This is a genomic window from Burkholderia sp. B21-005, assembly GCF_020843965.1.
Taxonomy (GTDB): domain Bacteria; phylum Pseudomonadota; class Gammaproteobacteria; order Burkholderiales; family Burkholderiaceae; genus Burkholderia; species Burkholderia ambifaria.
Genome location: NZ_CP086301.1, coordinates 279833 through 304447 on the forward strand (window position 1 = coordinate 279833; position 24615 = coordinate 304447).

The window sequence follows — 24615 nt, forward strand, 5'->3', positions numbered from 1 at the left end:
TTAAACTGAAGAGTTTGATCCTGGCTCAGATTGAACGCTGGCGGCATGCCTTACACATGCAAGTCGAACGGCAGCACGGGTGCTTGCACCTGGTGGCGAGTGGCGAACGGGTGAGTAATACATCGGAACATGTCCTGTAGTGGGGGATAGCCCGGCGAAAGCCGGATTAATACCGCATACGATCTACGGATGAAAGCGGGGGACCTTCGGGCCTCGCGCTATAGGGTTGGCCGATGGCTGATTAGCTAGTTGGTGGGGTAAAGGCCTACCAAGGCGACGATCAGTAGCTGGTCTGAGAGGACGACCAGCCACACTGGGACTGAGACACGGCCCAGACTCCTACGGGAGGCAGCAGTGGGGAATTTTGGACAATGGGCGAAAGCCTGATCCAGCAATGCCGCGTGTGTGAAGAAGGCCTTCGGGTTGTAAAGCACTTTTGTCCGGAAAGAAATCCTTGGTTCTAATATAACCGGGGGATGACGGTACCGGAAGAATAAGCACCGGCTAACTACGTGCCAGCAGCCGCGGTAATACGTAGGGTGCGAGCGTTAATCGGAATTACTGGGCGTAAAGCGTGCGCAGGCGGTTTGTTAAGACCGATGTGAAATCCCCGGGCTCAACCTGGGAACTGCATTGGTGACTGGCAAGCTAGAGTATGGCAGAGGGGGGTAGAATTCCACGTGTAGCAGTGAAATGCGTAGAGATGTGGAGGAATACCGATGGCGAAGGCAGCCCCCTGGGCCAATACTGACGCTCATGCACGAAAGCGTGGGGAGCAAACAGGATTAGATACCCTGGTAGTCCACGCCCTAAACGATGTCAACTAGTTGTTGGGGATTCATTTCCTTAGTAACGTAGCTAACGCGTGAAGTTGACCGCCTGGGGAGTACGGTCGCAAGATTAAAACTCAAAGGAATTGACGGGGACCCGCACAAGCGGTGGATGATGTGGATTAATTCGATGCAACGCGAAAAACCTTACCTACCCTTGACATGGTCGGAATCCTGCTGAGAGGTGGGAGTGCTCGAAAGAGAACCGGCGCACAGGTGCTGCATGGCTGTCGTCAGCTCGTGTCGTGAGATGTTGGGTTAAGTCCCGCAACGAGCGCAACCCTTGTCCTTAGTTGCTACGCAAGAGCACTCTAAGGAGACTGCCGGTGACAAACCGGAGGAAGGTGGGGATGACGTCAAGTCCTCATGGCCCTTATGGGTAGGGCTTCACACGTCATACAATGGTCGGAACAGAGGGTTGCCAACCCGCGAGGGGGAGCTAATCCCAGAAAACCGATCGTAGTCCGGATTGCACTCTGCAACTCGAGTGCATGAAGCTGGAATCGCTAGTAATCGCGGATCAGCATGCCGCGGTGAATACGTTCCCGGGTCTTGTACACACCGCCCGTCACACCATGGGAGTGGGTTTTACCAGAAGTGGCTAGTCTAACCGCAAGGAGGACGGTCACCACGGTAGGATTCATGACTGGGGTGAAGTCGTAACAAGGTAGCCGTATCGGAAGGTGCGGCTGGATCACCTCCTTTCCAGAGCTTCTCGCAAAGTTGAGCGCTCACGCTTATCGGCTGTAAATTAAAGACAGACTCAGGGGTCTGTAGCTCAGTCGGTTAGAGCACCGTCTTGATAAGGCGGGGGTCGTTGGTTCGAATCCAACCAGACCCACCATTGTCTGACGTGTCGGTGGTCGTTAGCGCTTCAGCGCTGACGAATACCTCTACCGCTAGGCTGAAACCTGAGATCTCTGTACACATGGGGGCATAGCTCAGCTGGGAGAGCACCTGCTTTGCAAGCAGGGGGTCGTCGGTTCGATCCCGTCTGCCTCCACCAATCACCAACGCTAAGGGCTTGGTTCAGACACTGAACCGAGAATTTTGCATTGGCGATTGAGCCAGTCAGAGTGATATGAGTAACACCATATCGGCTGTCGTTCTTTAACAATCTGGAAGAAGTAAGTAATTTGGATAGCGGAAGCGTCTATGAGATGGACGTGAAAGTTATCCGGGTTGTGATTGTATCGATGTATCTCAAGATGATTCGAACTCTATGTTTGACTCAATTGGAATACGGCACAACGCGAGAACTCAACCTGTAACGAGACAGACTCGTTATAGGGTCAAGCGAACAAGTGCATGTGGTGGATGCCTTGGCGATCACAGGCGATGAAGGACGCGGTAGCCTGCGAAAAGCTACGGGGAGCTGGCAAACGAGCTTTGATCCGTAGATGTCCGAATGGGGAAACCCACTCCTTTTGGAGTATCCATGGCTGAATACATAGGCCATGCGAAGCGAACGCGGTGAACTGAAACATCTAAGTAACCGCAGGAAAAGAAATCAACCGAGATTCCCAAAGTAGTGGCGAGCGAAATGGGATGAGCCTTGTACTCTTTATTTGTATTGTTAGCCGAACGCTCTGGAAAGTGCGGCCATAGCAGGTGATAGCCCTGTAGGCGAAAACAGTATGAAAGAACTAAGTGTACGACAAGTAGGGCGGGACACGTGAAATCCTGTCTGAAGATGGGGGGACCATCCTCCAAGGCTAAATACTCGTGATCGACCGATAGTGAACCAGTACCGTGAGGGAAAGGCGAAAAGAACCCCGGGAGGGGAGTGAAATAGATCCTGAAACCGCATGCATACAAACAGTCGGAGCCTCGTAAGGGGTGACGGCGTACCTTTTGTATAATGGGTCAGCGACTTACGTTCAGTAGCAAGCTTAACCGTATAGGGCAGGCGTAGCGAAAGCGAGTCCGAATAGGGCGTTCAGTTGCTGGGCGTAGACCCGAAACCAAGTGATCTATCCATGGCCAGGATGAAGGTGCGGTAACACGTACTGGAGGTCCGAACCCACTAACGTTGAAAAGTTAGGGGATGAGCTGTGGATAGGGGTGAAAGGCTAAACAAACTTGGAAATAGCTGGTTCTCTCCGAAAACTATTTAGGTAGTGCCTCGTGTCTCACCTTCGGGGGTAGAGCACTGTCATGGTTGGGGGGTCTATTGCAGATTACCCCGCCATAGCAAACTCCGAATACCGAAGAGTGCAATCACGGGAGACAGACATCGGGTGCTAACGTCCGGTGTCAAGAGGGAAACAACCCAGACCGCCAGCTAAGGTCCCCAAATATAGCTAAGTGGGAAACGAAGTGGGAAGGCTAAAACAGTCAGGAGGTTGGCTTAGAAGCAGCCACCCTTTAAAGAAAGCGTAATAGCTCACTGATCGAGTCGTCCTGCGCGGAAGATGTAACGGGGCTAAGCTATATACCGAAGCTGCGGATGCGTGCTTTGCACGCATGGTAGGAGAGCGTTCCGTAAGCCTGCGAAGGTGCGTTGAAAAGCGTGCTGGAGGTATCGGAAGTGCGAATGCTGACATGAGTAGCGATAAAGGGGGTGAAAGGCCCCCTCGCCGTAAGCCCAAGGTTTCCTACGCAACGTTCATCGGCGTAGGGTGAGTCGGCCCCTAAGGCGAGGCAGAAATGCGTAGCTGATGGGAAGCAGGTCAATATTCCTGCACCATTGTTAGATGCGATGGGGGGACGGATCGCGGAAGGTTGTCCGGGTGTTGGAAGTCCCGGTCGCTGCATTGGAGAAGGCACTTAGGCAAATCCGGGTGCGTAATTCAAGGGTGTGGCGCGAGCTCCTTAGGGAGCGAAGCAATTGGAAGTGGTTCCAAGAAAAGCCTCTAAGCTTCAGTCTAACGATGACCGTACCGCAAACCGACACAGGTGGGCGAGATGAGTATTCTAAGGCGCTTGAGAGAACTCGGGAGAAGGAACTCGGCAAATTGGTACCGTAACTTCGGGATAAGGTACGCCCTTGTAGCTTGATGCGCCTGCGCGCAGAGGGTGAAGGGGTTGCAATAAACTGGTGGCTGCGACTGTTTAATAAAAACACAGCACTCTGCAAACACGAAAGTGGACGTATAGGGTGTGACGCCTGCCCGGTGCCGGAAGATTAAATGATGGGGTGCAAGCTCTTGATTGAAGTCCCGGTAAACGGCGGCCGTAACTATAACGGTCCTAAGGTAGCGAAATTCCTTGTCGGGTAAGTTCCGACCTGCACGAATGGCGTAACGATGGCCACACTGTCTCCTCCCGAGACTCAGCGAAGTTGAAGTGTTTGTGATGATGCAATCTACCCGCGGCTAGACGGAAAGACCCCATGAACCTTTACTGTAGCTTTGCATTGGACTTTGAACCGATCTGTGTAGGATAGGTGGGAGGCTATGAAACCGGAACGCTAGTTTCGGTGGAGCCGTCCTTGAAATACCACCCTGGTTTGTTTGAGGTTCTAACCTTGGCCCGTGATCCGGGTCGGGGACAGTGCATGGTAGGCAGTTTGACTGGGGCGGTCTCCTCCCAAAGCGTAACGGAGGAGTACGAAGGTACGCTAGGTACGGTCGGAAATCGTGCTGATAGTGCAATGGCATAAGCGTGCTTAACTGCGAGACCGACAAGTCGAGCAGGTGCGAAAGCAGGTCATAGTGATCCGGTGGTTCTGTATGGAAGGGCCATCGCTCAACGGATAAAAGGTACTCTGGGGATAACAGGCTGATACCGCCCAAGAGTTCATATCGACGGCGGTGTTTGGCACCTCGATGTCGGCTCATCTCATCCTGGGGCTGTAGCCGGTCCCAAGGGTATGGCTGTTCGCCATTTAAAGAGGTACGTGAGCTGGGTTTAAAACGTCGTGAGACAGTTTGGTCCCTATCTGCCGTGGGCGTTGGATATTTGAAGGGGGCTGCTCCTAGTACGAGAGGACCGGAGTGGACGAACCTCTGGTGTACCGGTTGTCACGCCAGTGGCATCGCCGGGTAGCTATGTTCGGAAGAGATAACCGCTGAAAGCATCTAAGCGGGAAACTCGCCTTAAGATGAGATATCCCTGGGGACTAGATCCCCTTGAAGGGTCGTTCGAGACCAGGACGTTGATAGGTCAGGTGTGTAAGCGCAGTAATGCGTTCAGCTAACTGATACTAATTGCCCGTAAGGCTTGATCCTATAACAAGTCTGTTTCGCGCTAACAGAGCGCGTCGGACAAGTTGGATTCTCGTGTGTGATACACACAACTCAAAATTACTGCTTCTTCCCAGATTGGTCGCGTTGCGAAGCAACGTGACAACCCTCTTTGCCTGATGACCATAGCGAGTCGGTCCCACCCCTTCCCATCCCGAACAGGACCGTGAAACGACTCTACGCCGATGATAGTGCGGATTCCCGTGTGAAAGTAGGTAATCGTCAGGCTCCCTAAGCCAGAAACCCCCGCCCGAAAAGGCGGGGGTTTTTGCATTTCGGCGGCGGAAAGAGCGATCGCAGCGAGGTGGGGCGCTGGCGCCGGCGGGCAGGTGAGCTGGCCGGGCAGGATCCTCACGTACGTCGCATCCGTGTCGCCGCCATCTCTGCGGCCACGACAGTAAGCTTGCATCGCTCGCAGAGCGGGAATCGTGTCGACGCCGAATCGTTTGATCTGACGACGTCAGGTCGACGCATCCGGTTCTTATCACGATCGACAGCATCGAACCCGCGCAGCGAGATCTACCACATCCGGAGGCTCTTGTTACCGCTGGCATCGAGCTCCACGCCGGCTTCCATCCCTTCGAACGATCGATCATCGGAACGCCGCCGATCGCCCTTTTGCAAGGCGAGGATTCGCCATTCGTCTGGCTGTCATTGGTGCTCGCTTCATGCTCGGAATGATCTCGTTTCCTGGCCTTTCTTCCGCTATTTGCCGCCTCGAGCGCACTGCACGACTAGCCGAATCGTCACGCCGTGGCGATCCCTCGTCGCGGCCTATCGGCATGCATATTTCATCTATCTCCGCTCAATATCGGTGATTGTGTTCGAAGTGTTGGTGCTCGACCGACGCGTTCGCTGGCAGATCTTGGGGCTCTCGCGGGCAGAACGAGCCTGCAAAAGCGTGCCTGTCGGCGCGTGAACGATGAGCGAAACTGTCGTCAGGCCGTCCGCCGACGCCGAGACAACACGGAGACAAAAAAACTGATCTGCCGGGTCCGATGCCGTCGGAAGTTCGCGCTGTTGCTTTTGACGAGAACGGGGTGCCCGTTTCGAGGGACGTGGATTCTTCGACGAGCGAATAGGCAGTACCGCCGAAACCAGTCGCTATCCGAGCTCAACTGAACAAGGCGTGCATCGTATCGACACGTCGGTTGCGCGTGCACAGCGCTGCTTCGCTGCGATAGGGCGACCAGGCACTCACGTTGGTCGGCTGGCACGAGGGGCGACGCAATGCGCGCTTGCACTGCTGTCCGTTCGCCGCGACGCCGACGCGCAGCTGATGTGGCAGCCACGCTCGCGTGCGCAGATCGTCGCGTATCAGCAGCTGCGAGACATCAAAGCCGGCCGAGCTGTCGGTGTCGCCCTGAGAGGCGTCATCGTCGCTGCCAGCCGCGATACGGTAGGTCGACGCGTCGTTCTGTAGCCACGCGCACGTGATCGCATCCGGAGCCATGGCGCTCGCGGTCGCCATCCCGTTCTCGGCCGTGATCGCATACCCGGCGTCGATTGCCGGCTTTAACGCGTCACCCTCCGCGAGGGCCGCCGCGTTTTCCGCGCGCCCTGAGGCGTGGCTCTCTGAAAGCGACTGCTACCCGATTGCCGCGATCCTTTCTGCGCGGCGCCACGCATTTGGCGTGTCGCCCGCATGGGCCGCAGAAGCTGCGAAGATCGGCGCGAGGGCAACAAGGAAGACCAGATTTCGCATACGGCGCGAGAGGGGAGGTTGGCTCGATCGCGCGGCGCGGAATGGTGCCGCGCCGGCTCTCTGTCTTCGGTGACGAGCAGGCGCCGGGCGGAGGGGCCCTATCCAGAGGTTAGATATGCCGCGGCGGCGCCGAGGAGCCTTTTACTCCGAACCGGAATCCGGCTTCAGCGTCGGTGTGCCGACAACCACTACAGAGGCGTCGGCCGTCCCATGCCTAGCGGTACGTCGGCGTGTTTCTGATGACCAACTTCATCCGCTCCGAGCCCTCTGCGGATGCCCCCGATCCGCCCGGCATGGAAATTGCGGATTTTTTTCATCTACCCGCTTGGCATTATGAGCCGGAGGCCGTATGATGGCGGTCTTTCGTTTTCAGCGAAGATGCAAATCGACGCTGAAGGCGGAGTCTGACGAGGATGTGGGCGCGCCGTGTGGCGGTCCTCTCGTGCTTGCCTCAGCCGGGCGAGCGTGGGTGTGGGTGAGTCGCGCAGGCGTGCTGGAAGAGAATGAAAATAATCTTCCGGATGTGCTTGACAGGAGTGCGATGCACCCCCATAATCGTCAGTTCTCTACGGAGGGGTGCCCGAGTGGCTAAAGGGGGCAGACTGTAAATCTGTTGGCTTACGCCTACGTTGGTTCGAATCCAACCTCCTCCACCAGAACATCAGCTTGAAGAGCGGCAGGGAATCGTTGGTAGCCCGTGCGGGTGTAGCTCAATGGTAGAGCAGAAGCCTTCCAAGCTTACGACGAGGGTTCGATTCCCTTCACCCGCTCCAGTTCGTGAAGTTGAAGCGTAAAAGCGCCCATGTGGCTCAGTGGTAGAGCACTCCCTTGGTAAGGGAGAGGTCGGCAGTTCGATCCTGCCCATGGGCACCAGCAGTACAAGTCGGTGTCTGTTTGCGCGCGGCGCAACCTGTGAAATTCCTTTTGGGAGTCGAAAATGGCCAAGGGTAAATTTGAGCGGACGAAGCCGCACGTGAACGTTGGTACGATTGGTCACGTTGACCACGGCAAGACGACGCTGACGGCAGCGATCACGACGGTTCTGACGAAGAAGTTTGGTGGCGAAGCGAAGGCGTACGACCAGATCGACGCGGCACCGGAAGAAAAGGCGCGCGGCATCACGATCAACACGGCACACGTCGAGTACGAAACGGCTAACCGCCACTACGCACACGTCGACTGCCCGGGCCACGCTGACTATGTGAAGAACATGATCACGGGCGCAGCGCAGATGGACGGCGCGATCCTGGTGTGCTCGGCAGCAGACGGCCCGATGCCGCAAACGCGTGAGCACATCCTGCTGGCGCGTCAGGTTGGCGTTCCGTACATCATCGTGTTCCTGAACAAGTGCGACATGGTGGACGACGCTGAACTGCTCGAGCTGGTCGAGATGGAAGTTCGCGAACTCCTGTCGAAGTACGACTTCCCGGGCGACGACACGCCGATCGTGAAGGGTTCGGCAAAGCTGGCGCTGGAAGGCGACACGGGCGAGCTGGGCGAAGTGGCGATCATGAGCTTGGCAGACGCACTGGACACGTACATCCCGACGCCGGAGCGTGCAGTTGACGGCGCGTTCCTGATGCCGGTGGAAGACGTGTTCTCGATCTCGGGCCGTGGTACGGTTGTGACGGGTCGTGTCGAGCGCGGCATCGTGAAGGTCGGCGAAGAAATCGAAATCGTCGGTATCAAGCCGACGGTGAAGACGACCTGCACGGGCGTTGAAATGTTCCGCAAGCTGCTGGACCAAGGTCAAGCAGGCGACAACGTTGGTATCCTGCTGCGCGGCACGAAGCGTGAAGACGTGGAGCGTGGCCAGGTTCTGGCGAAGCCGGGTTCGATCACGCCGCACACGCACTTCACGGCTGAAGTGTACGTGCTGAGCAAGGACGAAGGCGGCCGTCACACGCCGTTCTTCAACAACTACCGTCCGCAGTTCTACTTCCGTACGACGGACGTGACGGGCTCGATCGAGCTGCCGAAGGACAAGGAAATGGTGATGCCGGGCGACAACGTGTCGATCACGGTGAAGCTGATCGCTCCGATCGCGATGGAAGAAGGTCTGCGCTTCGCAATCCGCGAAGGTGGCCGTACCGTCGGCGCCGGCGTCGTCGCCAAGATCATCGAGTAAGCCAGTTATTCGTTGATCGACAGTTTTGGGGCTGGCAACAGCCGGCCCCAGCATGGTTTAGGGGTATAGCTCAACTGGCAGAGCGTCGGTCTCCAAAACCGAAGGTTGGGGGTTCGATTCCCTCTGCCCCTGCCAAAAATCGCCACGTGGTCCCACGTGGCATTTGTTTTAAGGTGTTATGGCGAATCCATCCGTCGAAACTGTAAATACCTCCGGCGATAAGCTGATGCTGGCCCTGGGCGTATTGTTGGTCTTGGCCGGATTCGTGGGCTTCTTCTGGCTGGCCAACCAGCAGTGGTATGTCCGCGGTGCCGCATTGGCGGTAGGTATCATCGCCGGCGTGGCCGTCGGCCTGATGTCCGCACCTGGCAAGGGCCTTATCGCGTTTGCCAAGGATTCGTACAAGGAAGTCCGCAAGGTCGTTTGGCCCACCCGCAAGGAAGCCACGCAAACCACGCTCGTCGTGTTCGGTTTCGTGCTCGTGATGGCGATTTTTCTCTGGTTGAGCGACAAATCGATCGAGTGGGTGATTTTCTCGGCGATTCTGGGATGGAAATGATATGAGCGATACTCCGGCATCCCCGAGCGGAAAGCGTTGGTACGTCGTGCACGCCTACTCCGGTATGGAGAAGAGCGTGCAACGCGCGCTTCAAGAGCGCATCGAACGTGCTGGCATGCAGGACAAATTCGGCCAGATCCTGGTTCCGACCGAAGAAGTGGTCGAAGTCAAAGGCGGCCACAAGGCTGTGACCGAGCGTCGTTTCTTCCCTGGCTACGTGCTGGTGGAAATGGAAATGACGGACGAAACGTGGCACCTCGTGAAGAATACGGCGAAGGTCACGGGTTTCGTCGGCGGTGCGCGTAACCGCCCGACCCCGATTTCCCCGAAGGAAGTCGAAAAGATCATGTCGCAGATGCAGGAAGGCGTCGAGAAGCCGCGCCCGAAAACCCTGTTCGAAGTTGGCGAGATGGTGCGTGTCAAGGAAGGCCCGTTCACGGACTTCAACGGCACGGTCGAAGAAGTCAACTACGAAAAATCGCGCGTGCGTGTGTCGGTCACCATCTTTGGCCGCTCCACCCCGGTCGAACTCGAGTTCGGTCAGGTCGAAAAAGTTTGATCCCATTCGGTGGGCAGCCTCGGCTGCCCACCTTCGCGCTTACGGCCCGCGTTATGGCCGTTGAGGAGCGTCAGTAGCCAGCGGCGAACGCGCGTTATCACTCACCGAACGCCGCCTGGCGTTCCAACGAGGTTTACAAATGGCAAAGAAGATTGTTGGCTTTATCAAGCTGCAGATTCCTGCAGGTAAAGCCAACCCGTCGCCGCCGGTCGGTCCGGCACTGGGCCAGCGCGGCCTGAACATCATGGAGTTCTGCAAGGCGTTCAACGCGCAGACTCAAGGTATGGAGCCGGGTCTGCCGGTGCCGGTGGTCATCACGGCATTCGCTGACAAGAGCTTCACGTTCGTGATGAAGACGCCGCCGGCGACCGTCCTGATCAAGAAGGCGGCGAAGGTGGACAAGGGCTCGAGCAAGCCGCACACCGACAAGGTCGGTTCGATCACGCGCGCTCAAGCCGAAGAAATCGCGAAGACCAAGATGCCGGACCTTACGGCAGCTGATCTGGACGCAGCCGTTCGCACCATCGCTGGTAGCGCACGCTCGATGGGCATCACTGTGGAGGGCGTGTAAATGGCTAAGATCTCCAAGCGCCGTCAGGCATTTGCCGCCAAGGTCGACCGTCAGAAGCTGTATGCGATCGAAGACGCACTGGCACTCGTGAAGGAATGCGCGAGCGCGAAGTTCGACGAATCGATCGACGTCGCAGTTCAGCTCGGCATCGATGCGAAGAAGTCGGACCAGGTCGTTCGTGGTTCGGTCGTTCTGCCGGCAGGTACGGGCAAGTCGGTTCGCGTTGCCGTGTTCGCGCAAGGCGAGAAGGCCGAGCAGGCTCGTGCAGCAGGCGCGGAAATCGTCGGTATGGAAGACCTGGCTGAGCAGATCAAGGCTGGCCAGATGGACTTCGACATCGTGATCGCTTCGCCGGACACGATGCGTATCGTCGGTACGCTCGGTCAGATCCTCGGCCCGCGCGGCCTGATGCCGAACCCGAAGGTCGGCACGGTCACGCCGGACGTCGCGACGGCAGTCAAGAACGCGAAGGCTGGTCAGGTGCAATTCCGTGTCGACAAGGCCGGTATCATCCACGCGACCATCGGCCGTGCATCGTTCGAAGCAGCTGCACTGCGCTCAAACCTGTCGGCACTGATCGAAGCGCTGCAGAAGGCGAAGCCGGCAACGAGCAAGGGTGTCTACCTGCGCAAGGTCGCACTGTCGAGCACGATGGGCGTTGGCCTGCGTGTCGACCAAGCTACGCTGGCAGCACAGTAAGCAAGTATTCGGGCCGCTTCGTTCGCGAAGCGGCCTACATGGGCTTTGGGCGGTTGTTCGTGCAGTAGGGCGGGCAACCGGTTATCAAAGACCGTTGGTGGGGCGCAGCAGGCAGGCGATCCCTTAATTCAAGCCAACGCAGATGGCGAACCCGAAAAAGTTTTGCAGTGGTGAAGCCGCAGGTCGTGAAGCGATTCACGGCGTGAGGTGGAAATACTCCTAACGAGGTCGGACGCCGTTGTTGAACGAGGTGCGTGAGGTTTCGGCCATGCCGGCCGCACCGAACGTATCGTTTCTGGAGGCTAACCGTGCCGCTTAATAGAGAAGACAAGCAAGCCGTCGTCGCTGAGGTTGCCGCGCAAGTCGCGAAGGCCCAGACCGTTGTGCTGGCTGAGTATCGTGGAATTGCGGTTGGCGATCTGACCAAGCTGCGCGCGCAAGCGCGTGAGAAGCAGGTGTACCTGCGCGTGTTGAAGAACACGCTGGCGCGTCGCGCTGTTGAAGGTACGCCGTTTGCTCCGCTGGCAGAGCAGATGACTGGTCCGTTGATCTACGGCATCTCTGAAGATGCAATTGCCGCTGCTAAGGTCGTCAACGACTTCAGCAAGGGCAATGACAAGTTGGTCATCAAGGCTGGTTCGTTCGATGGCAAGGTGATGGACAAGGCTGGCGTGCAAGCGCTGGCAAGCATCCCGAGCCGTGAAGAACTGCTCTCGAAGCTGCTGTTCGTTATGCAGTCGCCTGTTTCGGGCTTCGCGCGTGCTCTCGCCGCGCTGGCCGAGAAGAAGCAAGCGGAAGCTGCGTAAGCGAACATGCATCAGCGTCACTGATCGCTGGCTGTATTCGAATTCAATTTAGGAGTATTTCAAATGGCAATCGCAAAAGAAGACATCCTGGCAGCAGTCGAAGGGATGACCGTTCTGGAACTGAACGAACTGGTCAAGGCATTCGAAGAGAAGTTTGGCGTGTCGGCAGCTGCAGTGGCAGTCGCTGGCCCGGCAGGCGGCGGCGCTGCTGCTGCTGCAGAAGAGAAGACCGAATTCACGGTCGTCCTGACTGAAGCAGGCAGCAACAAGGTTGCAGTCATCAAGGCAGTTCGCGAACTGACGGGCCTGGGCCTGAAGGAAGCGAAGGACGTCGTTGACGGCGCACCGAAGGCTGTCAAGGAAGGCGTCGACAAGGCTGCTGCTGACGAAGCCAAGAAGAAGCTGGAAGACGCGGGCGCGAAGGTCGAAGTCAAGTAAGTTTCGACGCGCTGTGCGAAGGCTGGCGGTATTTTCACCGCCGGCCTTTTTGTGCTTTGTGGGGACGTTATTCTGGCACTCTTTTGGGAGCCCGAATAATCGGCCCCAGAAGCCAAAGAAAACCGCCAAATCGTTGTCAATGGTCACGATTGGCGTTTCTCTTTGTCTTCTGAAGCGACTGCAGAAGGCAAGTTTGGTCGGGTAGCGGGCAACACAGGCATCCGCTGCCGTCAGCCAGCGGTTGGTAGCGGCCAACCACCAAGCTTCTCGGCTCGTTCAAGCCATCGGGCGGCCATCGGGTCTCAGTCGGTGAACACTCGGGTTAGAAACGTCCAGGTATCCCGCCTCGACAGCACCCGCCGTGATTCGGAGATCGTATGCAATATTCCTTCACCGAGAAGAAGCGCATTCGCAAGAGTTTCGCGAAGCGCCCCATCGTTCACCAAGTTCCGTTCTTGCTGGCTACCCAGCTTGAATCATTCAGCACGTTTCTGCAAGCCGATGTGCCGGGCACGCAACGCAAGCCTGAAGGTTTGCAGGCCGCCTTCACATCGGTATTTCCCATTGTTTCGCACAACGGTTTCGCGCGCCTCGAGTTCGTGAGCTATGCGCTGTCCTCGCCGGCATTCAACATCAAGGAATGCCAGCAGCGGGGCCTGACGTACTGCTCCGCGCTGCGCGCGAAGGTCCGCCTCGTCATCCTCGACAAGGAATCGCCGAACAAGCCGGTCGTCAAGGAAGTGAAGGAGCAGGAAGTGTACATGGGCGAAATTCCGCTCATGACGCCGACGGGCTCGTTCGTCATCAACGGCACCGAGCGTGTCATCGTCTCGCAGCTGCACCGTTCGCCGGGCGTGTTCTTCGAACACGACAAGGGCAAGACGCACAGCTCGGGCAAGCTGCTGTTCTCGGCACGGATCATTCCGTACCGCGGCTCGTGGCTCGACTTCGAATTCGATCCGAAGGACATCCTGTACTTCCGCGTCGACCGTCGCCGCAAGATGCCGGTCACGATCCTGCTGAAGGCCATCGGCCTCACGCCGGAACAGATCCTCGCGAACTTCTTCGTGTTCGACAACTTCACGCTGATGGACGAAGGCGCGCAACTCGAGTTCGTGCCCGAGCGCCTGCGTGGTGAAGTCGCGCGCTTCGACATCACGGATCGCGACGGCAAGGTCATCGTCCAGAAGGACAAGCGGATCAACGCGAAGCACATTCGCGACCTCGAAGCCGCGAAGACCAAGTTCATCTCGGTGCCGGAAGACTATCTGCTCGGCCGCGTGCTGGCGAAGAACGTCGTCGACGGCGACACCGGCGAAGTGATCGCGAGCGCGAACGACGAAGTCACGGAAAGCGTGCTCGAGAAGCTGCGCGAAGCGGGCATCAAGGAAATCCAGACGCTCTACACGAACGATCTGGACCAGGGTCCGTACATCTCGTCGACCCTGCGTGTCGACGAAACGACCGACAAGACGGCCGCGCGCATTGCGATCTACCGCATGATGCGTCCGGGCGAGCCGCCGACCGAAGAAGCGGTCGAGGCGCTGTTCAACCGTCTGTTCTACAGCGAAGAAGCGTACGACCTGTCGAAGGTCGGCCGTATGAAGTTCAACCGCCGCGTCAGCCGTGACGAGATCACCGGCCCGATGACGCTGCAGGACGACGACATCCTCGCGACGATCAAGATCCTCGTCGAGCTGCGCAACGGCAAGGGCGAAGTGGACGACATCGACCACCTCGGCAACCGCCGCGTGCGTTGTGTCGGCGAACTGGCGGAAAACCAGTTCCGCGCGGGTCTCGTGCGTGTCGAGCGCGCGGTCAAGGAACGCCTCGGCCAGGCCGAAAGCGAAAACCTGATGCCGCACGACCTGATCAACTCGAAGCCGATTTCGTCGGCGATTCGCGAGTTCTTCGGTTCGTCGCAGCTGTCGCAGTTCATGGACCAGACCAACCCGCTGTCGGAAATCACGCACAAGCGCCGTGTTTCCGCACTGGGCCCGGGCGGTCTGACGCGCGAACGCGCAGGCTTCGAAGTTCGTGACGTGCACCCGACCCACTATGGCCGCGTGTGCCCGATCGAAACGCCGGAAGGTCCGAACATCGGCCTGATCAACTCGCTCGCACTGTACGCGCACCTGAACGAGTACGGCTTCCTCGAGACGCCGTACCGCAAGGTCGTGGACAGCAAGGTGACCGACCAGATCGATTACCTGTCGGCGATCGAGGAAGGCCGCTACATGATCGCTCAGGCGAACGCCGCGATCGACGAGAACGGCCAGCTGGTCGACGAACTCGTGTCGTCGCGTGAAGCCGGCGAAACGATGATGGTCACGCCGGACCGTATCCAGTACATGGACGTCGCGCCGTCGCAGATCGTGTCGGTTGCAGCATCGCTGATCCCGTTCCTCGAACACGACGATGCGAACCGTGCACTGATGGGTTCGAACATGCAGCGTCAGGCCGTGCCGTGTCTGCGTCCGGAGAAGCCGGTCGTCGGTACGGGCATCGAGCGCACCTGTGCGGTCGACTCGGGTACGACGGTTCAGGCGTTCCGTGGCGGCGTCGTCGACTATGTCGACGCAGGCCGTATCGTGATTCGCGTGAACGATGACGAAGCCGTCGCGGGTGAAGTCGGTGTCGACATCTACAACCTGATCAAGTACACGCGTTCGAACCAGAACACGAACATCAACCAGCGTCCGATCGTGAAGATGGGCGACAAGGTCTCGCGCGGCGACGTGCTGGCCGACGGCGCCTCGACGGACCTGGGCGAGCTCGCGCTCGGCCAGAACATGCTGATCGCGTTCATGCCGTGGAACGGCTACAACTTCGAGGATTCGATCCTGATCTCGGAGAAGGTGGTCGCCGACGATCGCTACACGTCGATCCACATCGAAGAGCTGAACGTCGTTGCACGCGACACGAAGCTCGGGCCGGAAGAAATCACGCGCGACATCTCGAACCTGGCGGAAGTCCAGCTCGGCCGTCTCGACGAATCGGGCATCGTGTACATCGGTGCGGAAGTCGAAGCGGGCGACGTGCTGGTCGGCAAGGTCACGCCGAAGGGCGAGACCCAGCTGACGCCGGAAGAGAAGCTGCTGCGCGCGATCTTCGGCGAGAAGGCATCGGACGTGAAGGACACGTCGCTGCGCGTGCCGTCGGGCATGAGCGGTACCGTGATCGACGTCCAGGTGTTCACGCGTGAAGGCATCCAGCGCGACAAGCGTGCGCAACAGATCATCGACGACGAACTGAAGCGCTACCGTCTCGACCTGAACGACCAGCTGCGCATCGTGGAAGGCGACGCGTTCCAGCGTCTCGCGCGCATGCTCGTGGGCAAGGTCGCGAACGGCGGCCCGAAGAAGCTCGCGAAGGGTACGAAGATCGACCAGGCTTACCTGGAAGACCTCGACCACTACCACTGGTTCGACATCCGCCTGGCGGACGACGAAGCAGCGGCGCAGCTCGAAGCGATCAAGAACTCGATCGAAGAAAAGCGTCACCAGTTCGACCTCGCGTTCGAAGAGAAGCGCAAGAAGCTCACGCAAGGCGACGAACTGCCGCCGGGCGTGCTGAAGATGGTCAAGGTGTACCTCGCGGTGAAGCGCCGTCTGCAGCCTGGCGACAAGATGGCAGGCCGTCACGGTAACAAGGGTGTCGTGTCGAAGATCGTCCCGATCGAAGACATGCCGTACATGGCCGATGGCCGTCCGGCTGACGTCGTGCTGAACCCGCTCGGCGTGCCGTCGCGGATGAACGTGGGTCAGGTTCTGGAAGTGCACCTCGGCTGGGCCGCGAAGGGCCTCGGCTGGCGTATCGGCGAAATGCTGCAGCGCCAGGCGAAGATCGAGGAAATGCGTTCGTTCCTGACGAAGATCTACAACGACTCGGGTCGCAAGGAAGATCTGGAAAGCTTCACCGACGACGAGATCCTCGAACTCGCGAAGAACCTGCGCGAAGGCGTGCCGTTCGCGACGCCGGTGTTCGACGGTGCGACCGAGGAAGAAATGGGCAAGATGCTCGACCTCGCGTTCCCGGACGACATCGCCGAACAGCTCGGCATGAACCCGTCGAAGAACCAGGTCCGTCTGTACGACGGCCGCACGGGTGAAATGTTCGAACGTCGCGTGACGCTTGGCTACATGCACTACCTGAAGCTGCACCACTTGGTCGACGACAAGATGCACGCGCGTTCGACCGGCCCGTACTCGCTCGTGACGCAGCAGCCGCTGGGTGGTAAGGCGCAGTTCGGTGGCCAGCGTTTCGGTGAAATGGAAGTGTGGGCACTCGAAGCGTACGGCGCGTCCTACGTGCTGCAGGAAATGCTGACGGTGAAGTCGGACGACGTGAACGGCCGGACCAAGGTCTATGAGAACCTGGTCAAGGGTGATCACGTCATCGATGCAGGCATGCCGGAATCCTTCAACGTGCTCGTGAAGGAAATCCGCTCGCTCGGTATCGATATCGATCTCGACCGCAATTAATCGGACTACGGAGAGAAGGCAATGAAAGCTCTGCTCGATCTATTCAAGCAAGTCCAACAGGAAGAAGTTTTCGACGCGATCAAGATCGGTCTGGCCTCGCCGGACAAGATCCGTTCGTGGTCGTTCGGCGAAGTGAAGAAGCCGGAGACCATCAACTACCGTACGTTCAAGCCGGAACGCGATGGTCTGTTCTGCGCGAAGATCTTCGGGCCGATCAAGGACTACGAGTGCCTGTGCGGCAAGTACAAGCGTCTGAAGCACCGCGGCGTGATCTGCGAGAAGTGCGGCGTCGAAGTGACGCTGGCGAAGGTGCGTCGCGAACGCATGGGCCACATTGAGCTGGCCTCGCCGGTCGCGCACATCTGGTTCCTGAAGTCGCTGCCGTCGCGTCTGGGCATGGTGCTCGACATGACGCTGCGCGACATCGAACGCGTGCTGTATTTCGAAGCGTACGTGGTGATCGAACCGGGCATGACGCCGCTGAAGGCGCGGCAGATCATGACCGAAGAGGATTACTACAACAAGGTCGAGGAATACGGCGACGAATTCCGTGCCGAGATGGGCGCGGAAGGCGTGCGTGAACTGCTGCGCGCGATCAACATCGACGAGCAGGTCGAGACGCTGCGCACCGAGCTGAAGAACACCGGCTCGGAAGCGAAGATCAAGAAGTACGCGAAGCGCCTGAAGGTCCTCGAGGCATTCCAGCGCTCGGGCATCAAGCCCGAGTGGATGATCCTCGAAGTGCTGCCGGTGCTGCCGCCGGAACTGCGTCCGCTCGTGCCGCTGGACGGTGGCCGTTTCGCGACGTCGGACCTGAACGACCTGTATCGCCGCGTGATCAACCGTAACAACCGGTTGAAGCGTCTGCTCGAGCTGAAGGCACCTGAAATCATCGTCCGCAACGAAAAGCGGATGCTGCAGGAAGCCGTCGACTCGCTGCTCGACAACGGTCGTCGCGGCAAGGCGATGACGGGCGCGAACAAGCGTCCGCTGAAGTCGCTCGCCGACATGATCAAGGGTAAGGGCGGTCGTTTCCGTCAGAACCTGTTGGGCAAGCGCGTCGACTACTCGGGCCGTTCGGTCATCGTGGTCGGTCCGACGCTGAAGCTGCACCAGTGCGGTCTGCCGAAGTTGATGGCGCTCGAACTGTTCAAGCCGTTCATCTTCAACAAGCTGGAAGTGATGGGCGTCGCGACGACCATCAAGGCTGCGAAGAAGGAAGTCGAGAACCAGACGCCGGTGGTGTGGGACATCCTCGAAGAGGTGATCCGCGAGCACCCGGTGATGCTGAACCGTGCGCCGACGCTGCACCGTCTCGGTATCCAGGCGTTCGAACCCGTGCTGATCGAAGGCAAGGCGATCCAGCTGCACCCGCTCGTCTGCGCGGCGTTCAACGCCGACTTCGACGGTGACCAGATGGCCGTTCACGTGCCGCTGTCGCTCGAAGCGCAGATGGAAGCGCGTACGCTGATGCTGGCGTCGAACAACGTGCTGTTCCCGGCCAACGGCGATCCGTCGATCGTGCCGTCGCAGGATATCGTGCTGGGTCTGTACTACGCGACCCGCGAAGCGATCAACGCCAAGGGCGAAGGCCTGTCGTTCACCGGCGTGTCGGAAGTGATCCGCGCGTACGAGAACAAGGAAGTCGAGCTGGCGTCGCGCGTCAACGTGCGGATCACCGAAATGGTTCGCAACGAGGACACGTCGGAAGGCGCGCCGCAATTCGTGCCGAAGATCTCGCTGTACGCGACGACCGTCGGTCGCGCGATCCTGTCGGAGATCCTGCCGCACGGCCTGCCGTTCTCGGTGCTGAACAAGCCGCTGAAGAAGAAGGAAATCTCGCGCCTGATCAACACCGCATTCCGCAAGTGCGGTCTGCGTGCGACGGTCGTGTTCGCCGACCAGCTGATGCAGTCGGGTTTCCGTCTCGCGACGCGTGCCGGTATTTCGATCTGCGTGGACGACATGCTCGTGCCGCCGCAGAAGGAAACGATCGTCGGTGACGCCGCGAAGAAGGTGAAGGAGTACGACCGCCAGTACATGTCGGGTCTCGTCACCGCGCAGGAACGCTACAACAACGTGGTCGACATCTGGTCGGCAACGTCGGAAGCGGTCGGCAAGGCGATGATGGAGCAGCTGTCGACGGAGCCGGTGACGGACCGCGACGGCAACGAGACGCGCCAGGAGTCGTTCAACTCGATCTACATGATGGCCGACTCGGGCGCCCGGGGTTCGGCGGTGCAGATTCGTCAGCTGGCCGGTATGCGAGGCCTGATGGCGAAGCCGGACGGCTCGATTATCGAGACGCCGATTACCGCGAACTTCCGCGAAGGCCTGAACGTGTTGCAGTACTTCATCTCGACCCACGGTGCACGTAAGGGTCTGGCTGATACGGCACTGAAGACCGCGAACTCGGGTTACCTGACGCGTCGTCTCGTCGACGTCACGCAGGATCTGGTGGTGGTCGAGGACGATTGCGGCACGTCGAACGGCGTGGCGATGAAGGCGCTGGTCGAAGGCGGTGAAGTCGTCGAAGCGCTGCGCGACCGTATCCTCGGCCGCGTCGCGGTCGCGGACGTCGTGAACCCGGAAACGCAGGAAACGCTGTACGAATCGGGCACGCTGCTCGACGAAACGGCGGTCGAGGAAATCGAACGCCTCGGCATCGACGAAGTGCGCGTGCGCACGCCGCTGACCTGCGAAACGCGTTACGGTCTGTGCGCGGCCTGCTACGGCCGTGACCTGGGCCGCGGCTCGCTCGTGAACGTCGGCGAAGCAGTCGGCGTGATCGCGGCACAGTCGATCGGTGAACCGGGCACGCAGCTGACGATGCGTACGTTCCACATCGGTGGTGCGGCATCGCGTGCGGCAGTGGCGTCGTCGGTCGAAGCGAAGAGCAACGGTATCGTGCGCTTCACGGCCACGATGCGTTACGTCACCAACGCGAAGGGCGAGCAGATCGTCATTTCGCGTTCGGGCGAGGCGCTGATCACCGACGATATCGGCCGCGAGCGTGAACGTCACAAAATCCCGTACGGCGCGACGCTGTTGCAGCTCGACGGCGCGGCGATCAAGGCCGGCACGCAGCTGGCGACGTGGGATCCGATGACGCGTCCGATCATCACCGAGTACGGTGGTACGGTGAAGTTCGAGAACGTCGAGGAAGGCGTGACCGTCGCGAAGCAGATCGACGACGTGACCGGCCTGTCGACGCTGGTCGTGATCGACGTGAAGCGTCGTGGTTCGCAAGCTTCGAAGAGCGTGCGTCCGCAGGTGAAACTGCTCGACGCAAACGGCGAGGAAGTGAAGATCCCGGGCACGGAACACGCAGTGCAGATCGGCTTCCAGGTCGGCGCACTGATCACCGTGAAGGACGGCCAGCAAGTGCAGGTGGGTGAAGTGCTTGCACGTATCCCGACCGAAGCGCAGAAGACGCGTGACATTACCGGCGGTCTGCCGCGGGTGGCGGAACTGTTCGAAGCGCGTTCGCCGAAGGATGCCGGCATTCTCGCGGAAGTCACCGGTACGACGTCGTTCGGCAAGGACACGAAGGGCAAGCAGCGTCTCGTCATCACGGACCTCGAAGGCAATCAGCACGAGTTCCTGATCGCGAAGGAAAAGCAGGTGCTGGTCCACGATGCTCAGGTCGTCAACAAGGGCGAAATGATCGTGGACGGCCCGGCCGATCCGCACGACATCCTGCGTCTGCAGGGTATCGAGGCGCTGTCGCGCTACATCGTCGACGAAGTGCAGGACGTGTATCGTCTGCAGGGCGTGAAGATCAACGACAAGCACATCGAGGTGATCGTTCGCCAGATGCTGCGTCGTGTGCAGATCACCGACAACGGTGATACGCGCTTCATCCCGGGCGAACAGGTCGAGCGTTCCGACATGCTGGACGAGAACGATCGCATGATCGCCGAGGACAAGCGCCCGGCTTCGTACGACAACGTGCTCCTCGGTATCACGAAGGCGTCGCTGTCGACCGACTCGTTCATCTCGGCGGCATCGTTCCAGGAAACGACCCGCGTGCTGACCGAAGCGGCGATCATGGGCAAGCGCGACGATCTGCGTGGCCTGAAGGAAAACGTGATCGTCGGCCGTCTGATTCCGGCCGGTACGGGTCTCGCGTTCCACAAGGCGCGCAAGGCGAAGGAGATGTCCGACCGCGAGCGTTTCGACCAGATCGCTGCGGAAGAGGCATTCGACTTCGGTACGCCGAGCGCGCCGGCGGAAGAGCCGCAACACCCGGCAGCCGAGTAAGCACGGGCGGCGCGAGCCGCCTTACGTTGCTGTATTCGCTGTCATCGAAGCCGCCCGGTCCGCCGGGCGGTTTTTTTTATCCGTCGTTCACGTGCATGACGGGCTTGCCGCACGGCTGCGCAGGCCCGTCATGCGCGCGCACGAACCCTGTCCGATGGGCCAACGTTGCACGATTCGCCGCGCGCTGCGCGAGCGGGTTGTTAAAATTGCGGTCATCGTTCCGCCGTCCTCCTTCTCATTCATGTCCCGCGCCCTCGAAATCCTCGACGAAGTCTTTGGTTATTCCGCATTTCGCGGCCAGCAGGGCGAAATCGTCGAGCACGTCGCCGGCGGCGGCGATTGCCTCGTGCTGATGCCGACCGGCGGCGGCAAGTCGCTGTGCTACCAGATTCCGGCGCTGCTGCGCCGCGAGGCGGGGCAGGGCGCGGGCATCGTCGTGTCGCCGCTGATCGCGCTGATGCAGGACCAGGTCGCCGCGCTCAGCGAAGTCGGCGTGCGCGCGGCGTATCTGAACTCGACGCTGTCGGGCGCCGAAGCCGCGGCGACCGAGCGCGCGCTGCGCGAAGGCGAGATCGATCTGCTGTACGTGGCGCCCGAGCGGCTGATGACGGGGCGCTTCCTCGAGCTGCTCGAACGCGCGAGGATCGGCCTGTTCGCAATCGATGAGGCACACTGCGTGTCGCAGTGGGGTCACGACTTCCGTCCCGAATACATTCAGCTGTCGGTGTTGCACGAGCGCTTCCCGTCGGTGCCGCGTATCGCGCTGACGGCCACCGCCGACGCGATCACGCGCGACGAGATCATCCATCGCCTCGCGCTCGACGATGCACGCGTATTCGTGTCGAGCTTCGATCGCCCGAACATCCGCTACCGGATCGTCGAGAAGGACAACGCGCGCTCGCAGCTGCTCGACTTCATCCGCGCGGAGCATACGAACGCGGACGGCACGACCGACGCGGGCGTCGTCTACTGCCTGTCGCGCCGCAAGGTCGAGGAAACGGCCGAATGGCTGAAGGCGCAGGGAGTGCGTGCGCTGCCGTACCACGCGGGGATGGAGTTCGAGGTGCGGCAGAAGCACCAGGAAATGTTCCAGCGCGAGGAAGGCGTCGTGATGTGCGCGACCATCGCGTTCGGCATGGGCATCGACAAGCCGGACGTGCGCTTCGTCGCGCACCTCGATTTGCCCAAGAGCGTCGAAGGCTATTACCAGGAAACGGGCCGTGCGGGCCGCGACGGGATGCCGGCGAACGCGTGGATGGCGTATGGCCTCGGCGACGTCGTCCAGCAGCGCAAGATGATCGACGAGTCGGATGCGGACGACGCGCACAAGCGCGTCCAGACGTCGAAGCTCGACGCGCTGCTCGGGCTGTGCGAGACGATCTCGTGCCGCCGCGTGCGATTGCTGAACTACTTCGGCGAGGCGAGCCAGCCGTGCGGCAACTGCGACACCTGCCTCGAGCCGCCCGATTCGTGGGATGCGACGCGCGAGGCGCAGATGGCGCTGTCGTGCGTGTTCCGCGCACAGCGCGCGAGTGGCTTCAATTTCGGCTCGAGCCATCTGATCGAGATCCTGCGCGGTGGCCGCACCGAGAAGGTGCTGCAGCGCGGTCACGACCAGCTCAGTACGTTCGGGATCGGCGCGTCGCTGTCCGAGCCCGAGTGGCGCGCGATTTTCCGGCAGCTCGTCGCATACGGCTATCTGGCGGTCGACCATGGCGGATTCGGCGCGCTCATGTTGACCGAGGCCGCGAAGCCGGTGCTGAAGAATGAGGAGAAGGTCACGCTGCGTCGCTATGTGAAGCCGCAGCGCACGCGCCAGTCGTCCAGCCGCGGCGGCACGCGTGTCGACCCGACGGCCGGCATGGGCGCGCGCGAGCGGGCCCGCTGGGATGCGTTGCGTGCGTGGCGCGCGGAAACCGCGAAGTCCGACGGTGTGCCGGCCTATGTGATCTTCCACGACGCCACGCTCGCCGAAATCGCGCGAAATGCGCCCGAGACCATCGAGGACCTGCGCCATATCCCCGGCATGGGCGTGCGCAAGCTCGAGCGCTTCGGCGACGAGCTCATCGACGTCGTCGAGTCGGCATGACACAGGCGTTCCGACCCTTCCGGTAAACCGCTCGCGCGGCCGGCAAATCACGCAAGCCGTTGACTTAGTTGGTATTTCCGGAATATGATGTTGGGTTCCGGTATTCGGCAGGTCACGTCGCGTTCCAACGTTCGTGTCCGTATCGCCGGTGTCGGAAGTCAACTGTGCGTCGATTCTCGCTTTGCCCGAAATCGATGTGCAGATTTTGTTCAATTTCAGGAATAAACAATGCCAACCATCAACCAACTGGTTCGCAAAGGCCGTCAGTCGGAAACGACGAAGAGCAAGAGCCCGGCCCTGCAGGACTGCCCCCAGCGTCGCGGCGTGTGCACCCGTGTGTACACGACGACGCCGAAGAAGCCGAACTCGGCACTCCGTAAGGTCGCCAAGGTTCGTCTGACGAACGGCTTCGAAGTGATTTCGTACATCGGCGGTGAAGGCCACAACCTGCAGGAGCACTCGGTTGTGCTGATCCGCGGCGGCCGTGTGAAGGACTTGCCGGGTGTGCGTTACCACATGGTTCGCGGCTCGCTGGATACCCAGGGCGTCAAGGACCGTAAGCAAGCGCGCTCGAAGTACGGCGCGAAGCGTGCAAAGGCTGCCAAGTAAGCAGTTTTTGATCAGGGATCGCCCAAGGGCGGTCAAGGCGGGAGTGCCGGATTGCCGGTGCTGTCGAGTAAGTGGTCACCCGGCCAAGCTGGTTAGTCGTGAAGATGTGATCGGGTTTGTTGGTGGCCGCGGGGCTGGATACAGCTCCAACTGAACAGGTAAAGGAAGAATCATGCCGCGTCGTCGCGAAGTCCCCAAGCGGGAAGTGTTGCCGGATCCGAAGTTCGGCAACGTTGATGTAGCCAAGTTCATGAACATGCTGATGCTGTCCGGCAAGAAGTCGGTCGCAGAGCGCATCGTTTATGGCGCATTCGAACAAATCCAGACCAAGGGTGGCAAGGACCCGCTGGAAGTGTTCACGGTTGCGCTCAACAACGTGAAGCCGGTGGTCGAAGTGAAGAGCCGCCGCGTTGGTGGTGCCAACTATCAGGTTCCGGTCGAAGTGCGCCCGTCGCGTCGTATGGCATTGGCGATGCGCTGGCTGCGCGAGGCTGCGAAGAAGCGCAGCGAGAAGTCGATGGCTCTGCGCCTGGCAGGTGAACTCTCCGAAGCGGCCGAAGGCCGTGGCGGCGCGATGAAGAAGCGCGACGAAGTTCACCGCATGGCAGAAGCCAACCGCGCGTTCTCGCATTTCCGTTTCTAAGCGCCTGTCAGGGCTGTTAGCGGAAATAAATTCCGGGCGGGTGCG

13 protein-coding genes, 6 tRNA genes and 3 rRNA genes are annotated in these 24615 nt (G+C 59.8%); 21 read left to right on the plus strand and 1 reads right to left on the minus strand.

The window, feature by feature from the left end; genetic code table 11:
• The first annotated feature begins 2 nt into the window (after nt 1-2).
• From LMA02_RS01245 to rrf, 5 genes are all read left to right on the plus strand, one after another.
• A 16S ribosomal RNA gene (locus tag LMA02_RS01245) occupies nt 3-1535 on the plus strand.
• Between the two features lie 62 nt (nt 1536-1597).
• Nucleotides 1598-1674, plus strand: a tRNA-Ile gene (locus LMA02_RS01250).
• 86 nt (nt 1675-1760) lie between these two features.
• Nucleotides 1761-1836, plus strand: a tRNA-Ala gene (locus tag LMA02_RS01255).
• Between the two features lie 284 nt (nt 1837-2120).
• Nucleotides 2121-5002, plus strand: a 23S ribosomal RNA gene (locus tag LMA02_RS01260).
• A gap of 130 nt (nt 5003-5132) precedes the next feature.
• Nucleotides 5133-5245, plus strand: a 5S ribosomal RNA gene (gene rrf / locus LMA02_RS01265).
• Together the 16S, 23S and 5S rRNA genes with 2 tRNA genes alongside form the textbook arrangement of a ribosomal RNA operon.
• 886 nt (nt 5246-6131) lie before the next feature.
• Here rrf and LMA02_RS01270 read toward each other — a convergent pair.
• Nucleotides 6132-6488 carry a hypothetical protein gene (locus tag LMA02_RS01270; protein WP_228906551.1) on the minus strand — a complete coding sequence of 119 codons (357 nt, stop codon included), beginning with the start codon at nt 6486-6488 and terminating at the stop codon, nt 6132-6134.
• An 804-nt stretch (nt 6489-7292) separates the two neighbouring features.
• Between LMA02_RS01270 and LMA02_RS01275 the strand changes: the two genes are divergently transcribed.
• From LMA02_RS01275 to rpsG, 16 genes are all read left to right on the plus strand, one after another.
• A tRNA-Tyr gene (locus tag LMA02_RS01275) sits at nt 7293-7378 on the plus strand.
• Between the two features lie 43 nt (nt 7379-7421).
• Nucleotides 7422-7495, plus strand: a tRNA-Gly gene (locus LMA02_RS01280).
• Nucleotides 7496-7520: 25 nt separating this feature from the next.
• A tRNA-Thr gene (locus tag LMA02_RS01285) sits at nt 7521-7595 on the plus strand.
• Nucleotides 7596-7659: 64 nt separating this feature from the next.
• Nucleotides 7660-8850: an elongation factor Tu gene (tuf, locus tag LMA02_RS01290; protein ID WP_011350666.1), complete on the plus strand. Its 1191-nt coding sequence runs from the start codon at nt 7660-7662 to the stop codon at nt 8848-8850.
• 59 nt (nt 8851-8909) lie between these two features.
• Nucleotides 8910-8985 (plus strand) — tRNA-Trp (locus LMA02_RS01295).
• 43 nt (nt 8986-9028) lie between these two features.
• Nucleotides 9029-9409, plus strand: a complete 381-nt coding sequence (gene secE, locus LMA02_RS01300) for a preprotein translocase subunit SecE (RefSeq protein ID WP_006753590.1) — start codon at nt 9029-9031, stop codon at nt 9407-9409.
• A gap of 1 nt (nt 9410) precedes the next feature.
• Nucleotides 9411-9968, plus strand: a complete 558-nt coding sequence (nusG, locus tag LMA02_RS01305; RefSeq protein ID WP_006400672.1) for a transcription termination/antitermination protein NusG — start codon at nt 9411-9413, stop codon at nt 9966-9968.
• 139 nt (nt 9969-10107) lie between these two features.
• Entirely contained in the window at nt 10108-10539 is a 432-nt protein-coding gene (rplK, locus tag LMA02_RS01310) for a 50S ribosomal protein L11 (protein WP_006753591.1), read from the plus strand.
• The gene (gene rplA, locus LMA02_RS01315) at nt 10540-11238 is read left to right on the plus strand and encodes a 50S ribosomal protein L1 (RefSeq protein WP_006759673.1); all 699 of its coding nucleotides are present in this window, start codon (nt 10540-10542) and stop codon (nt 11236-11238) included.
• A gap of 308 nt (nt 11239-11546) precedes the next feature.
• A complete protein-coding gene (rplJ, locus tag LMA02_RS01320) occupies nt 11547-12044 on the plus strand; it encodes a 50S ribosomal protein L10 (protein ID WP_006753593.1) in 498 nt (165 codons plus the stop codon).
• A 63-nt stretch (nt 12045-12107) separates the two neighbouring features.
• Nucleotides 12108-12482 (plus strand): 50S ribosomal protein L7/L12, encoded by a 375-nt coding sequence (gene rplL, locus LMA02_RS01325; RefSeq protein WP_006759674.1) that lies wholly within the window; start codon nt 12108-12110, stop codon nt 12480-12482.
• A 377-nt stretch (nt 12483-12859) separates the two neighbouring features.
• Nucleotides 12860-16966, plus strand: coding sequence for a DNA-directed RNA polymerase subunit beta (rpoB, locus tag LMA02_RS01330; protein WP_105834654.1), 4107 nt, complete (start codon nt 12860-12862; stop codon nt 16964-16966).
• A 21-nt stretch (nt 16967-16987) separates the two neighbouring features.
• The gene (gene rpoC, locus LMA02_RS01335; protein ID WP_105834653.1) at nt 16988-21229 is read left to right on the plus strand and encodes a DNA-directed RNA polymerase subunit beta'; all 4242 of its coding nucleotides are present in this window, start codon (nt 16988-16990) and stop codon (nt 21227-21229) included.
• Nucleotides 21230-21470: 241 nt separating this feature from the next.
• Nucleotides 21471-23318, plus strand: a complete 1848-nt coding sequence (gene recQ / locus LMA02_RS01340; protein ID WP_228906554.1) for a DNA helicase RecQ — start codon at nt 21471-21473, stop codon at nt 23316-23318.
• A gap of 228 nt (nt 23319-23546) precedes the next feature.
• Nucleotides 23547-23927 carry a 30S ribosomal protein S12 gene (gene rpsL, locus LMA02_RS01345; protein WP_006400662.1) on the plus strand — a complete coding sequence of 127 codons (381 nt, stop codon included), beginning with the start codon at nt 23547-23549 and terminating at the stop codon, nt 23925-23927.
• Between the two features lie 172 nt (nt 23928-24099).
• Nucleotides 24100-24570, plus strand: coding sequence for a 30S ribosomal protein S7 (gene rpsG / locus LMA02_RS01350; RefSeq protein ID WP_006477195.1), 471 nt, complete (start codon nt 24100-24102; stop codon nt 24568-24570).
• The last annotated feature ends 45 nt before the right edge of the window (nt 24571-24615 follow it).

What these genes read in the sequence shown, in the direction of transcription:
- LMA02_RS01270 (WP_228906551.1), bottom strand. Translation starts at nt 6,488, where the DNA reads ATGGCGACCGCGAGCGCCATGGCTCCGGATGCGATCACGTGCGCGTGG.
- tuf (WP_011350666.1), top strand. Translation starts at nt 7,660, where the DNA reads ATGGCCAAGGGTAAATTTGAGCGGACGAAGCCGCACGTGAACGTTGGT.
- secE (WP_006753590.1), top strand. Translation starts at nt 9,029, where the DNA reads ATGGCGAATCCATCCGTCGAAACTGTAAATACCTCCGGCGATAAGCTG.
- nusG (WP_006400672.1), top strand. Translation starts at nt 9,411, where the DNA reads ATGAGCGATACTCCGGCATCCCCGAGCGGAAAGCGTTGGTACGTCGTG.
- rplK (WP_006753591.1), top strand. Translation starts at nt 10,108, where the DNA reads ATGGCAAAGAAGATTGTTGGCTTTATCAAGCTGCAGATTCCTGCAGGT.
- rplA (WP_006759673.1), top strand. Translation starts at nt 10,540, where the DNA reads ATGGCTAAGATCTCCAAGCGCCGTCAGGCATTTGCCGCCAAGGTCGAC.
- rplL (WP_006759674.1), top strand. Translation starts at nt 12,108, where the DNA reads ATGGCAATCGCAAAAGAAGACATCCTGGCAGCAGTCGAAGGGATGACC.
- rpoB (WP_105834654.1), top strand. Translation starts at nt 12,860, where the DNA reads ATGCAATATTCCTTCACCGAGAAGAAGCGCATTCGCAAGAGTTTCGCG.
- rpoC (WP_105834653.1), top strand. Translation starts at nt 16,988, where the DNA reads ATGAAAGCTCTGCTCGATCTATTCAAGCAAGTCCAACAGGAAGAAGTT.
- recQ (WP_228906554.1), top strand. Translation starts at nt 21,471, where the DNA reads ATGTCCCGCGCCCTCGAAATCCTCGACGAAGTCTTTGGTTATTCCGCA.
- rpsL (WP_006400662.1), top strand. Translation starts at nt 23,547, where the DNA reads ATGCCAACCATCAACCAACTGGTTCGCAAAGGCCGTCAGTCGGAAACG.
- rpsG (WP_006477195.1), top strand. Translation starts at nt 24,100, where the DNA reads ATGCCGCGTCGTCGCGAAGTCCCCAAGCGGGAAGTGTTGCCGGATCCG.